We start from the raw sequence: 13154 nt of genomic DNA, 5'->3' as shown, positions 1-13154 counted from the left end.
GGCTCGGCACGGCGGATCTCGATGCCGGTGCTGATCGCGCCGATTACCGCGCCCACCGCCGACGAGGAGGACGACATGTCCCTGCTGCCCGAAACCGCGCGCCAGGTGGACCTGCTGGTCGCCCGGGCCCAGGCCGAAGGGCGAGGCCCCTCGCTCGCTCTCGGCGTGGTCCGCGACGGCCGGCTGGCGCACCTGGCGGTCGCCGGTGAGACGCCCCGCCCGGACGGCGACCTCCAGTACCGGGTCGGCTCGATCACCAAAACCATGACCGCGGTGCTGGTGATGCAGCAGCGCGACGCCGGGCGGCTGGCGCTCGACGACCCGCTGGACGCCCACCTGCCCGGCACTCCGGTCGGCGCGCTGACCGTGCGCCAGATGCTCGGCCACGTCGCCGGCCTGCAACGCGAGCCGGACGGCGACTGGTGGGAGCGGGCCGGGGGCATGGACCTGGACACGCTGCTGGCCGGGCTCACGCCGGACAAGATCGCCTATCCGCCGCACTTCGTCTACCACTACTCGAACCTGGCGTACGGGCTGCTCGGCGCCGTGCTGGAACGGATCACCGGCACGCCCTGGGCGGACCTGCTGACCGAGCGGCTGCTGGCACCGCTGGGCATGCGCCGCACCACGTACCACCCGGCCGAGCCGTACGCCCACGGCTACGTCGTCCACCCCTGGCACGAGACGCTGCGGGAGGAGCCGCGTACCGACACCGGCGCGATGGCTCCGGCCGGGCAGCTCTGGTCGACTGTCGAGGACCTGGGCCGCTGGGCCGCGTTCCTGGCCGACCCGGACCCGGCACTGCTCTCCCCCGCCACGCTCACCGAGATGTGCGCCCCCATGGTCATCAACGACCTCGACTCGTGGACCGGCGGGCACGGCCTCGGCATCGAGCTCTACCGGGTCGGCGACCGGGTGTACGTCGGGCACGGCGGCTCCATGCCCGGGTACGTGGCCGGCCTGGCCGTGCACCGGCCCACCCGCACCGGCGTGGTCAACTTCGCCAACGCGTACGGGCTGCGCGGCCACCACATCGGCGCGCTCGGCCGCGAGGCGCTCACGCTGGTGCTGGACGCCGAACCGGCCGCGCCCACCCCCTGGCGCCCGGCCGGCCCGCCCGCCGCCGACGTGGCCGCGCTGACCGGCCGCTGGTGGTGGATGGGCGGCGAGTACGAGTTCCGCGTCGACGCCTCCGGTGACCTGGTCGGCGGTCAGGTGGGCAGGCCGCAGCTGCGCTTCACCCCGGAGGGCCCGGACCGGTGGCGGGGCCGCTCCGGCTCCCAGGACGGCGAGATCCTCACCGTGATCCGCGACGACTCCGGCACCCCGGTAGCCCTCGACATAGCCACCTTCGTCCTGACCCGCTCCCCCGACGACCTCCCCTGACCCCGCTCTCGCCCCCACCCCCGCCGATCTTGCACTTGTGGCCCTCATTTCGCCCCGCTATGCCCGATCCCCAGGGACCACAACTCCATGATCGACGCACACCCGCACCGCTCACCCCGGTGATCAAGGAGTTTGTGTCGGCGTTGATCTCCAGCACGCCCGCAAACTCCTTGATCACCCTGGCGGAGGGACGACCGGGGCGGGGAAGGCGGGCGGAGACGGCGCACGGCGGGGCCGGGGGCGACCGTGACCGGCGCAGGGATCAAGCCTGACCGCCCGGAGCCGGGCACGGTCGCCCCCGGCCCCACCGCAACCGGTCAGGCCGGCTCGGTGACGAAGTCGATCAGGCGCTCCATGGCGTTGATCAGCGGCGTCTCCACGTCGGCGAAGCTGTCCACCCGGGACAGGATGTGCCGCCACATGTCGGCCGGCTCGGCCACCCCGAGTGCCGCGCAGACGCCCTCCTTCCAGGGCTGCCCGGGAGGCACCACCGGCCAGGCCTCGATGCCCAGCGCCGCCGGGCGTACCGCCTGCCACACGTCGACGTACGGGTGCCCGGTGACCAGCACGTGCGGCGAGTTGACCCCTGCGACGATGCGGCTCTCCTTCGAGCCGGGCACGAGGTGGTCGACGAGCACGCCGAGGCGGCGGGACGGGCCGGGCGCGAACGCGCGTACCTCGTCGGCGAGCGCGTCGATGCCGTCCAGCGGTTCCACCACCACGCCCTCGATGCGCAGGTCGTCGCCCCAGATCCGCTCGACCAGCGCGGCGTCGTGCACGCCCTCGACCCAGATCCGGCTGGCCTTGGCGACCTGCGCCCGTACGCCGTCCACCGCGATGGAGCCGGACGCGGTACGGCGTCGCGCGGCGGGCACCGGGGCGCGGGCGGGCCGGCGCAGCGTGACCGGCTTGCCGTCGAGCAGGAACGCGGCGGGCAGCATCGGGAAGTTGCGCCGCCGCCCGTGGCGGTCCTCCAGCACGACCGCGCCGGAGTCGAAGCCGACCACGGCGCCGCAGAACCCGGAGTCGGCATCCTCGACCACCAGATCGGGTTCGGCGTCGACCTCGGGAGTCACCTTCCGTCGTCGCCAGTCGCCGGCCAGCACGTCCCCGTCGTATCGCCCCGCCATGCCGCAGACGCTAACCAGCGCCCCGGCGTGTCGCTCGGCGACGCGCCGACCGGGCCACCATCCGTCGGCACGAACCGGTGCGAAGGGGGTAGTTGGGGCCAGGTCGCGCCGCCGGAGCGGCAGCCGAGACAGCAGCGGCGCGGAGCACGTACCCTTTCGGCATGTCCTCCCCCGCAACGGGCGCGGCCACACTGGCTCCGCGCCGGTCGAGCCGGTTCGTCGCCTGGGTGCGTGCCTGGCGAGCCGGCCTGGTGCCCTTCGACGAGGTGGCCGACGCCGTCGCCGGCGACGAGGAGCACCTCGTCGCCGACGCCCCCGGCACCTGGACCGACGTGTCGCTGCGGGAGGCGCTGCCCAGCCTCGCCAAGCACTCGCCCGACGACATCCGCCTGGTGCTGCCCGCGCCCGGCGACCCGCGCGGCCTGCCCGGCCCGGGCGCGTTCGCCGGGGCGGCACTGGTGGCCGGCGAGGCCGTGGTGGCGAGCGGGATGGGGCTGGTGCCCGAGGTCCGTACCCACACCTCCGGCTCGGGGATGACCTGGGAGACGGTGCTCTGGCGGGTCCACCCGCTGCCGGCGGACGCGCCGAAGGCGTCGCTCGCCACACCCGGCGCGGCGGAGGCCGAGGCGGAACTCGCCGCCGTGCTCGCCGAGACGACCGCCACGCTGACCCGGCTCGACGTCGCACAGTGGCGGCCGGAACTCGCCGGCGCGCTCGCCGCGCTGCGCCGCCCGGACGGCGCCACCGACCTGCCGCCCGGCTTCGACCCGCGCGCCCGCCGCCTGTTCGCCCGTGCCGCCGTACTCGATCGGGTGCTCGCGCTGGCCGGGGAGAGCGCGCCCGGCGGCGCGGTGAACACCTACGAGGCGCAGCAGCGCGACGCGGCGCTGCGGCCGCTGACCACCGCCTGCCGGCAGGCCCTGGTGGCCGCCTGCAACGCGCCGCTGCGGCTCTAGCGCCGCGGCCGCGGACCCCGGCTCAGACCTCGTCGATCAGGTCGGCCACCGAGTCGACGATCCGCGACGGACGGTACGGGTACCGCTCGGCCTCGGTCCGGCTGCTGATGCCGGTGAGCACCAGGATCGTCTCCAGTCCGGCCTCCAGGCCACACAGGATGTCGGTGTCCATCCGGTCGCCGATCATCGCGGTCGACTCGGAGTGCGCGTCGATGGTGTTCAGCGCCGAGCGCATCATCATCGGGTTGGGCTTGCCGACGAAGTACGGGTCGACCCCGGTCGCCTTCGAGATCATCGCCGCCACCGAACCGGCAGCGGGCAGCGCGCCCTCCATCGACGGGCCGGTGGCGTCCGGGTTGGTGCAGATGAACCGGGCGCCGTCGTTGATCAGCCGGATCGCCTTCGTTATCGCCTCGAAGCTGTAGGTGCGCGTCTCCCCCAGCACCACGTAGTCCGGGGCGAAGTCGCTGAGGACGTACCCCACCGCGTGCAGCGCCGTGGTCAGGCCGGCCTCACCGATGACGTACGCGGTGCCGCCCGGCCGCTGGTCGGCCAGGAACTGGGCGGTGGCCAGCGCGGACGACCAGATCGCCTCCTCCGGCACGTCCAGCCCCATCCGGGCCAGCCGGGCCTGCAGGTCGCGGGGCGTGTAGATCGAGTTGTTCGTCAGCACCAGGAACGGCTTGCCGGAGGCACGCAGCTTCTTGACGAACTCCGGGGCGCCGGGCACCGGCTGCCCCTCGTGCACCAGCACGCCGTCCATGTCGGTGAGCCAGCTCTGCACCGGCTTGCGGTCAAGCATCGTGTCGTCCCCAGGGGTGTCGTCGGGTCGGGCTCAGGGCCGGCGGGCCGGGGGCACGCAGCACAGCGCCGGGCAGGTGTCCCACGCCGGCAGTTCGCCGAGGCGGCGGCGCAGCCGCTCCCCGTCCGGGGCGGTGCGCTCCAGCACCAGCTCGCGGACCATCGCCACGAACCGCGGGTCGACCCCGGGCGTGCCGGCCCGGACGAAGTCCAGGCCGAGCTGCTTGGCCGTCTCCAGCGCCTCGGTGTCCAGGTCCCACACCACCTCGAGGTGGTCGGAGACGAAGCCGATCGGGCTGACCACCACGCTGGTTACGCCCTGCTCGGGCAGCGTCGCCAGGTGGTCGTTGACGTCCGGCTCCAGCCACGGCACCTGCGGCGGCCCGGACCGGCTCTGCCAGACCAGGTCGTACGCCAGGTCCGGCGCGGCCGCGGCGTGCACCAGCCGGGCGACCTCCTCGAGCTGCGCGGTGTAGCGGCCGCCGTGCGGCCCGGCGCTGGCGGCCGCCGACATCGGTACGGAGTGCGCGGTGAAGACCAGCCGGGTGCTGTCCCGCTTCGCCGGGTCGAGCTGGGCCAGCGCGGCACGGACCGCGTCGGCGTGCGGCTCGATGAAGCCGGGGTGGTCCCAGAACTGGCGCAGCTTCTCGATCAGCGGGGCGTCCGGGCCGACCGCGGCGCGAGCCGAGGCGATGTCCTCCTGGTACTGCCGGCAGGACGAGTAGCCGCCGTACGCGCTGGTGACGAACGCCAGCGCCCGGGTGATCCCGTCGTCGCGCATCCGGGCGACCGTGTCGGCGAGCATCGGGTCCCAGTTGCGGTTGCCCCAGTAGACCGGCAGGTCGACGCCGTTGGCGGCGAAGTCCTCGCGGATCGCCGCGAGCAGGTCACGGCACTGCTGGTTGATCGGCGACACCCCGCCGAAGTGCAGGTAGTGCTCGGCGACCTCGGCCAGCCGCTCCGGCGGCACCCCCCGCCCCCGGGTCACGTTCTGCAGGAACGGGAGAACGTCCTCGGGCCGCTCCGGGCCACCGAAGGAGACCAGCACCAACGCGTCGTACGCCATGGGGCCATTGTTCCTCGCCCGCCGTCACGGCGTGGCGACGCCCCCTGGTCGGTGCGGTGACCACCCGGGCCGCGACGTGTTAACAAGGGCCCCTTCCGCTGCACGAGGCGTTAAGAAGGGGCCCTTCCTTACATCTCAGGCGCCGATGGCGTGGTAGCCGCCGTCGACGTGGACGATCTCGCCGGTGGTGGCCGGGAACCAGTCGGACAGCAGCGCCAGGCAGGCCCGCGCCGCGGGCTCCTGGTCGGTCAGGCTCCAGCCCAGCGGGGCCCGCTCGGTCCAGGCGTCCTCGAACTGGTCGAAGCCGGGGATGGACTTGGCGGCGATGGTGCGCAGCGGGCCGGCCGCGACCAGGTTGCTGCGGATGCCCTGCTTGCCCAGGTGCAGCGCCAGGTAGCGGGAGGCGGACTCCAGCCCGGCCTTCGCCACGCCCATCCAGTCGTAGACCGGCCACGCCTTGGTGGCGTCGAAGGTGAGGCCCACCACGGCGCCGCCGGCGGACATCAGCGGCAGCGCGGCCATGGCGAGGGACTTGTACGAGTAGGTGGAGACCTGGAGCGCGGTGGCCACGTCCGCCCAGGGGGCGTCGAGGAAGCCGCCGCCGAGGCAGCTCTGCGGGGCGAACCCGATCGAGTGCACCACGCCGTCCAGGCCGTCGACGTGCTCGCGCACCTTGTCGGCCAGCCCCGCGAGGTGTTCCTCGTTCGTGACGTCCAGCTCGATCACGGGCGCCGGCTCGGGCAGCCGCTTGGCGATCCGCTCCACCAGGGAGAGCCGGCCGTAGCCGGTGAGCACGACCTGGGCGCCGTTCTCCTGGGCGAGCTTCGCCACCGAGAAGGCGATCGACGCGTCGGTGATGACGCCGGTGACCAGCAGCCGCTTACCGGCGAGAAGTCCGGACATTGCGTGTCTCCTCCGTGCTCTGCTCAGTGGCCCATGCCGAGGCCGCCGTCGACCGGGATGACGGCGCCGGTGACGTATCCGGCCGCGTCCGAGGCGAGCCAGGTGACGACGCCCGCGACCTCGTCCGGGGTGGCCATCCGGCCGGCCGGGATCGACTTGCGGATCTCGGCCTTGCGCTCCTCGGGCAGGCCCGCGGTCATGTCGGTGTCGATGAAGCCGGGCGCCACCACGTTCGCGGTGATGTTGCGGGTGCCCAGCTCGCGGGTGATCGAGCGGGCCACGCCGACCAGGCCGGCCTTGCTGGCCGCGTAGTTGACCTGGCCCGCGCCGCCGGAGAGACCGACCACCGAGGAAATGAAGATCATCCGCCCCCAGCGGCCGCGGAGCATCTTCGTCGAGGCCCGCTTGGCGACCCGGAACGAGCCGGTCAGGTTGGTGTCGAGGACGCGGGCGAACTGCTCCTCGGACATCCGCATGATCAGCGTGTCGTCGGTGATGCCGGCGTTGGCGACGAGCACCTCCACCGGGCCGAGTTCGGCCTCGATCGCGGTGAACGCGGCGTCCACCGACTCGGCGTCGGTCACGTCACACCGCACGCCGAACAGGCCGTCCGGAGCCTCGCCGCTGCGATAGGTGACGGCCACCCGGTCGCCCTGCTTGGCGAACGCCTGCGCGATGGCCAGGCCGATCCCCCGGTTCCCGCCGGTCACCAGCACGGTTCGGGCCACGGATCCCCCTCTGCTCCAGTGATCTCTCGGTCCGGTCGGAGCCTAGGGGTTACCGACAGGTAAGCGCTAACCCGCGCAGGTCACAGCGCCGCTCCCGCCGGGGTCCGCGAGACCGGCGACCGCGCGCGCGGCACCCACACCCCCGGTGTACGATGATCGCGTCTGCGGGCCGGTCTGCGCCCGCATCCGGGCCCCGCCGACCGCTGGAGGTGATCGCTGTGCGAGATAGCGATCCTCCCAGTCGTGGCCGGGCCCACCGTCAGCCCCGCTGAGCCACGGCTCGGTCGACGCGGCTGACCCGCTTCCCGCCTCCACACCGCATCCGCTCTCCGGCGACCACGCCGGGGTGTGGCCTGCCGCGCGGCGGAGCACCCGGTCACGACTTCGTGCGCGTACGCCCCACCCTCCCACGGCCCGCACCGGGCCGACCGTCGCCACGGAGCACACCCATGAGCCGTTACGTCGCCCCGCTGGGCTTCACCCTCGCCGCCGTCTGGGTGGCCGTCCTGTTCGTGCTGGCCGGCGGCGGTCACTGACCACCGCCGGCCGGTTCCGGCTCACACGAGCCGGGACGTCCAGAGCAGACTCAGCCCGCCCGCGCACAGCGCCAGCAGCAGCGCGATCCCCGCGTACCACTGGGTGATCTCGCGCGGCTCGGTGCGGTAGCCGATCGAGCTGCCCATGTCCTGGTAGACCTGCTTCAGTTCGCTGGCCGACGCGGCCTCGTAGAAGAAGCCCTGGGTGGTCTCCGCGAGCTGGGACAGCGCGGTGCGGTCCACCGGCACCCGCTGGAGCTGCCCGCCGATGTCGACCTGCCCGGAGTCGGTGCCGAACGCGATGGTGGACACCGGCACGTTCGCCGCCTGCGCCGCCGCGGCGGCCTCCTCGACCGAGCGGCCCGAGGTCCGGTAGCCGTCGGACAGCAGCACGATCCGGGCCGGCGGAATGCCGGCGGCGCCGTCGGCCGGCACCGACCGGATCGCCTCCAGGCAGGTGAAGACCGCCTCGCCGGTGGCTGTCGCCTCGGCCAGCACCAGCCCGTCGATGGCGGTGGTGACGGCGGCCCGGTCCTTTGTCGGCGGCACCAGCACGTTCGCCGACTTGGCGAACGAGACGAGCCCCAGGTTGTAGCTCTCCGGCAACTCGCCGACGAACTGCTTGGCCGCCTCCTGCGCCGCCTCCAGACGGTTCGGCGACACGTCGTCGGCCTGCATCGACAGCGACACGTCGATGGCGAGCATCACCGTGGCCCGCTCCAGCGGCTCCCGGGTGTCGATCGCCGGGCGGGCCAGCCCGGTCGCCAGCACCAGCAGGCAGAGCAGGAACGCGGTGGCCGCCACGTGCCGCCGCCAGCCCAGTCCCTTGGGTGCGACGGTACGCAGCAGGTCGACGTTTGTGAACCGCAACGCGTACTGCCGGCGGTGCAGTTGCCGCCAGACGTACGCGGCGGCGAGGGCGAGCACCGGCAGCACGGCGAGCAGCCACCACGGTTGCAGAAAACGGATCATCGAGTCGTCCCTCGGGTGCGGGCGTGCCGCTGCGCGGCAACGAAACGCACCATGTCCAGCAGCCAGTCTCGGTCGGTACGCAGGCGCAGGTGGGCCGCGCCCGCGGCGCGCAGTTCGGCGGCGATCGCCCCGCGCTGGGCGGCCGCCGCCTCGGCGTACCGGCGGCGCAGGCCCGGGTCGGCGGTCTGCACCTCGTGCAGTTCCCCGCTCTCCGGGTCGACCACCGGCAGCACCCCCACGTCGGGCAGTTCCAGTTCCCGCGGATCGACCACCTCGACGGCGAGCACGTCGTGGCGGACCCGCAGCTTACGCAGCGGCCGGCCCCACTGCTGCGGCGGCGCGAGGAAGTCGGAGATCACCACCGCCACGCCGCGCCGGCGGGGCGGCCGGTTGAGCATGTCGACGAGCGCGCCGAGGTCGCTGCGGCCGGGCCGGATCTCGGCGCCGGCGACCGCCCGCAGCAGCCCCTGGGCCTCCTTGCGGCCGGAGCGGGCGGGCAGCCGCAGCATCGTCCCGGGACCGCCGGTGCCGACGACCGCGCCGATCCGGTTGCCGCCCCGCACGGTGAGGTGGGCCAGCGCGGCGACGGCGGCGACCGCCACGTCCCGCTTGAGCCAGCGTCCGGTGCCGAAGTCCAGGCTGGCCGACATGTCGACGGCCAGCCAGGTCTCCAGTTCGCGGTCGGCCACCGTACGCCGGACGTGCGGCATGGTGGTGCGGGCGGTGACCGGCCAGTCCATCCGGCGCACGTCGTCGCCGGGCCGGTACTCCCGCGACTCCCCCGCCTCGCTGCCCGGTCCGGGCAGCAGCCCGGCGTAGTCGCCCTGGAGCAGCCCGTCGAGCTTGCGGGTGACCATGAGCTGCAGCCGGGCCAGCGCCGCCCCCGAGCGGTCGCCGGTGGCGCTCAGCGGGGTGGGCGGGGTCACGGCCGCTGCCCGGGCCATCCGTTGTGCGGCACGGCCGGTGGCGGCGGTGTGGCCTGCTGGCGGGGCGCGACCGCGGGCAGCGGGATGGTCGACATCACCCGGTGCACGATGTGGTCGGCCGGTACGTCGTCGGCAAGCGCGTCGTAGCTGAGCACCAGCCGGTGGCGCAGGATGTCCGGCGCGATGTCCTGCACGTCCTGCGGCAGCGCGTAGTCCCGGCCGCGCAGCAGCGCCAGCGCGCGGGTAGCCCGGACCAGGCCGAGCGAGGCGCGCGGGCTGGCGCCGTACTGGATGAGCTGGGCGACGTCGGGCATGCCGTGCTCGGCGGGCGCCCGGGTGGCGAGCACCAGCCGGACCGCGTAGTCGACGAGCGCGTTGTGCACGAACACCTGGTCGGCCTTGTGCTGGAGGGCGACCAGGTCCGGGGTGTCGAACACCCGGGCCGGCTCGGGCGGGGCCACGCCCATCCGGTAGACGATCTCGCGCTCCTCGGCGTCGGTCGGGTAGCCCACGACGATCTTCATGAGGAACCGGTCCCGCTGCGCCTCCGGCAGCGGGTAGACGCCCTCCTGCTCGATCGGGTTCTGGGTGGCCATGACCAGGAACGGGTCCGGCACCCGGTGGCTCTCGCCGCCGATGGAGACCTGCCGTTCGCTCATCACCTCCAGCAGCGCCGACTGGACCTTGGCCGGCGCGCGGTTGATCTCGTCGGCGAGCAGGAAGTTGACGAAGACCGGGCCCAGTTCGACGTCGAACTTCTCGCTGGACTGCCGGTAGATGCGGGTGCCCATGATGTCGGCGGGCACCAGGTCGGGCGTGAACTGGACCCGGGCGAACGAACCGCCGACGACCCGGGCCAGGGTCTCCACGGCGAGCGTCTTGGCCACACCGGGTACGCCCTCCAGCAGGCAGTGACCGCGTGCCAGCAGCGCGACGAACATCCGCTCGACCATCCGGTCCTGGCCGACGATCACCCGCTTGGTCTCGAACAGCGCCCGCTCCAGCAGCGTGGCGTCCTGCGCCGGGGTGGTGCCCGCCGGGGGCGGCGCGTCCGGCGCCACCTCGGTCGGGTTCGGCAGGTCGGGTGTGGTCGGCTGGGCCACCGGTCCTCCACAGCAGGGTCGTCGTCGTGGCGTGGTGCGTATCAAGACTGTCATGCCTCGCTGAGAGCCGAGGGTGGGAGAGGCACGATTTTCGCCGCGGCGTCCCCCACGCCGTCCCGCGGCGCGAGAAACGCTGAACACGGGTGGACAACAAGGGGTCCGCAGTGTGTACGATTCACCCCGTCGCCGGGCGGCTCCCCCCGTGGCCGCCCGGCGCTAAAACTCCCGGCGTGCGGCCTCTAGACTCGCCCCGGTGACGACTCCCACCACCCCGGACGAGACGCTGATCTGCTCGGCGCGGGGGTGTCGCGCACCCGCCGCCTACCAGCTTCGCTGGCACAATCCCCGCCTGCACGCGCCGGACCGGCGCAAGACCTGGCTGGCCTGCCCGGAGCACCGCGGCTCCCTCGGTGAGTTCCTCGACGCACGCGGCTTCCTCCGCGAGGTGGTCCCGCTTCCCTGATCGCCTACGCTCGAAGCGTGAGCGAGCAGACGATCCGAGCCCGTACCGGCGCCGAGCACGGCAGGTCCTCCCGATGAGCGGTGACGGCCCCGCCGGCCTCCCGCCCGCCGCGCGCAGCGCTCTGGAGCCCTGGCCGGACACGGTCCGCTGGCAGCCGATCTCCCGCGACCTGATCTGGGTGGAGTTGATCCGGCTCGGCATCGGGCTGGCCGTGGCGCTCGTGGTGCTCGGCGTGGCCTGGGCGCTGTCCGGGCACTGGCTGCTCGGCGCCGCCGTCGGCGTGGCGCTGCTCATCGGCGTCTGGCGGTCGGTCACCATCGTGCGCGCGGTCCGCGCCTGGGGGTACGCCGAGCGCGACGACGATCTGCTCGTGCGCCACGGCCTGCTGGTGCGGCGGCTGTCCATCGTCCCGTACTCGCGAATGCAGTTCGTCGATGTGAGCGCCGGTCCGCTGGAGCGCGCGTTCGACCTCGCCACCGTGCAATTGCATACGGCAGCCGCCGCGAGCGACGCCCGGGTGCCCGGTCTGCGCCCGGCAGAGGCGTCCCGGCTGCGCGACCGGCTGACCGCGCTGGGCGAGGACCGGGCGGAGGGCCTGTGAGCGACCGGAGCGACCCCGGCGCCCCGCCGCCCCCCGACGACCGGCCCGAGCTGACGCCCGGCCCGCCCGGATACGGGCCACCGCCCGGGTACGCACCGCCACCCGGCTACGGGCCGCCCGGCTCGGCGGCAAGCGGGTACGGGCCGCCGTCCGGCCCGGATCCCGCCGCGCCCGGGCCGTGGCCCGCGCCGCTGCCGCCGTACCCGGGACCGTGGGGTCCGGCCGCCGGACCGACCGGCGGCGAGGAGCCACGGCAGCGGCTGCATCCGCTCAGCCCGGCGCTGCACGGCGCGAAGTCGCTGGTCGTGGTGATCGCCGGGCTCTCCTGGTCGACGCTGTCGCGCGTCGGGTTCGGCTGGTTCGCGGCGCTGGTCACCGTCTTCGTGCTCGGCGCCACCGTGCTGTCGGTGGTGAGCTGGTGGAACACCGGCTACCACCTGGTCGGCCGCGAACTGCGCGTCTACGAGGGCCTGCTGTGGCGTCGTACCCGGGCCATCCCGCTGGAGCGGTTGCAGGCGGTCGAGGTGGTCCGGCCCCTGCTGGCCCAGCTCACCGGCCTGGCCGAGCTGCGGCTGGAGGTGGTCGGCGGGGGCAAGACCGAGGCGCCGCTGGCCTACCTCAGCGTGGCCGAGGCCACCGCGCTACGGCAACGGCTGCTCGCGGTGGCGGGGCGCTCCGCCCCGGCGCCGGTGCCGGCGGCCGAGCCCGGCGCGCCTGCCGCACCCGTGCCGGCCGGTCGCCGGCTGCACACCGTTCGCAACCAGGATCTGCTGGTCAGCCAGTTGCTCACGCCGCAGGCGTTCCTGCTGCCGGTGGGCCTGGTGTTCGTCGGCGCCCAGTTCTTCTCCGAGGGCTCGTGGTCGTTCATCGCGGTGGCGAGCACGCTCACCGCGATGGCCGGCGTGGTGCTGCAACCGATCCGCCGGGTGCTCGACGACTGGAGCTTCCGGCTCGACCGGGACGACGGCACGCTGCGGGTGCACAACGGCCTGCTGGAGACGCGGGTGCAGACCGTGCCGCTGCACCGGGTGCAGACCGTACGGGCGACCTGGCCGCTGCTCTGGCGGATGAAGGGGTGGCTGCGGCTGCGGCTGGAGGTGGCCGGCTACTCCGCCGGTGAGCTCGACGACCGCAACCGCCCGGACCGCCTGCTGCCGGTCGGCGACGCGGGCACCGGCGCGACTGTCGTCGCGGAGGTGCTGCCCGGCGTACGGCTGGACGCGCTGCCCACGACGCCTCCCCCGGAACGGGCCCGCTGGCTGCGCCCGCTGAGCCGCAGGGTGGTCGGCGCGGGTCTCGACGAGCGCGTCTTCGTGGCCCGATCCGGGCTGCTGACCCGCCAGTTGACGCTGGTGCCGTACGCCCGGATCCAGAGCGTGCGCGTCACCCGGGGTCCGGTGCAGCGGCTGTTGCGGCTGGCCACCGTGCACGCGGACACCGCCGGTGGGGCCGGGGCGGCGGCCGTCCACCGGGACCTGGCCGACGCGTGGGAGCTGGCCGCGGAGCTGACCGCACGCTCGCACGCCGCCCGGCGCACCGACAGCGACCGCTGACCGCTGACCGCTGAGCCGGACCGACCACGA

The 13154-nt window shown here is 74.0% G+C and carries 13 protein-coding genes; 5 read left to right on the top strand and 8 right to left on the bottom strand.

Annotation, left to right across the window (positions count from 1 at the left end; genetic code table 11):
* The first annotated feature begins 75 nt into the window (after positions 1-75).
* Positions 76-1386, top strand: a complete 1311-nt coding sequence (locus O7604_RS19340; protein WP_269707063.1) for a serine hydrolase domain-containing protein — start codon at positions 76-78, stop codon at positions 1384-1386.
* Between the two features lie 317 nt (positions 1387-1703).
* Here O7604_RS19340 and O7604_RS19335 read toward each other — a convergent pair whose 3' ends face one another.
* The gene (locus O7604_RS19335; protein WP_281577286.1) at positions 1704-2516 is read right to left on the bottom strand and encodes a DUF3097 domain-containing protein; all 813 of its coding nucleotides are present in this window, start codon (positions 2514-2516) and stop codon (positions 1704-1706) included.
* A gap of 161 nt (positions 2517-2677) precedes the next feature.
* On the opposite strand from O7604_RS19335, the gene O7604_RS19330 reads away from it, so the two are divergent.
* Positions 2678-3472 carry a hypothetical protein gene (locus O7604_RS19330; RefSeq protein WP_121685435.1) on the top strand — a complete coding sequence of 265 codons (795 nt, stop codon included), beginning with the start codon at positions 2678-2680 and terminating at the stop codon, positions 3470-3472.
* Between the two features lie 22 nt (positions 3473-3494).
* Here the strand turns inward: O7604_RS19330 and O7604_RS19325 are convergent, their stop codons facing one another.
* The 7 genes from O7604_RS19325 to O7604_RS19295 all read right to left on the bottom strand — a co-directional run bounded on the left by O7604_RS19325 (position 3495) and on the right by O7604_RS19295 (position 10507).
* Positions 3495-4274, bottom strand: a complete 780-nt coding sequence (locus tag O7604_RS19325) for an HAD-IIA family hydrolase (RefSeq protein WP_091048117.1) — start codon at positions 4272-4274, stop codon at positions 3495-3497.
* A 33-nt stretch (positions 4275-4307) separates the two neighbouring features.
* Positions 4308-5339, bottom strand: a complete 1032-nt coding sequence (locus O7604_RS19320) for a ferrochelatase (RefSeq protein ID WP_281577285.1) — start codon at positions 5337-5339, stop codon at positions 4308-4310.
* A 135-nt stretch (positions 5340-5474) separates the two neighbouring features.
* Positions 5475-6242, bottom strand: coding sequence for an enoyl-ACP reductase FabI (fabI, locus tag O7604_RS19315; RefSeq protein WP_135241111.1), 768 nt, complete (start codon positions 6240-6242; stop codon positions 5475-5477).
* 23 nt (positions 6243-6265) lie between these two features.
* A complete protein-coding gene (locus O7604_RS19310) occupies positions 6266-6970 on the bottom strand; it encodes a beta-ketoacyl-ACP reductase (RefSeq protein WP_013287372.1) in 705 nt (234 codons plus the stop codon).
* Between the two features lie 557 nt (positions 6971-7527).
* Positions 7528-8478 carry a VWA domain-containing protein gene (locus O7604_RS19305; RefSeq protein ID WP_013287373.1) on the bottom strand — a complete coding sequence of 317 codons (951 nt, stop codon included), beginning with the start codon at positions 8476-8478 and terminating at the stop codon, positions 7528-7530.
* On the bottom strand, positions 8475-9422 hold the full coding sequence (locus tag O7604_RS19300) for a DUF58 domain-containing protein (protein WP_269705125.1): 948 nt from the start codon (positions 9420-9422) through the stop codon (positions 8475-8477). The genes O7604_RS19305 and O7604_RS19300 overlap by 4 nt, the downstream gene beginning before the upstream one ends.
* Positions 9401-10507, bottom strand: coding sequence for a MoxR family ATPase (locus O7604_RS19295; RefSeq protein WP_269705124.1), 1107 nt, complete (start codon positions 10505-10507; stop codon positions 9401-9403). The genes O7604_RS19300 and O7604_RS19295 overlap by 22 nt, the downstream gene beginning before the upstream one ends.
* 253 nt (positions 10508-10760) lie before the next feature.
* Here O7604_RS19295 and O7604_RS19290 point away from each other — a divergent pair, with 253 nt between their 5' ends.
* From O7604_RS19290 to O7604_RS19280, 3 genes are all read left to right on the top strand, one after another.
* Positions 10761-10970, top strand: a complete 210-nt coding sequence (locus O7604_RS19290; protein WP_269705122.1) for a hypothetical protein — start codon at positions 10761-10763, stop codon at positions 10968-10970.
* A gap of 73 nt (positions 10971-11043) precedes the next feature.
* Entirely contained in the window at positions 11044-11571 is a 528-nt protein-coding gene (locus tag O7604_RS19285; RefSeq protein ID WP_269705121.1) for a PH domain-containing protein, read from the top strand.
* A gap of 191 nt (positions 11572-11762) precedes the next feature.
* Positions 11763-13124, top strand: a complete 1362-nt coding sequence (locus O7604_RS19280; RefSeq protein ID WP_269707062.1) for a PH domain-containing protein — start codon at positions 11763-11765, stop codon at positions 13122-13124.
* Positions 13125-13154 lie beyond the last annotated feature (30 nt).

It is taken from the genome of Micromonospora sp. WMMA1947 (genome assembly GCF_027497355.1).
In the GTDB taxonomy this organism is placed as follows: domain Bacteria; phylum Actinomycetota; class Actinomycetes; order Mycobacteriales; family Micromonosporaceae; genus Micromonospora.
The sequence above is the reverse complement of the archived record's forward strand: the minus strand, read 5'-3'. Positions and strand labels throughout refer to the sequence as shown.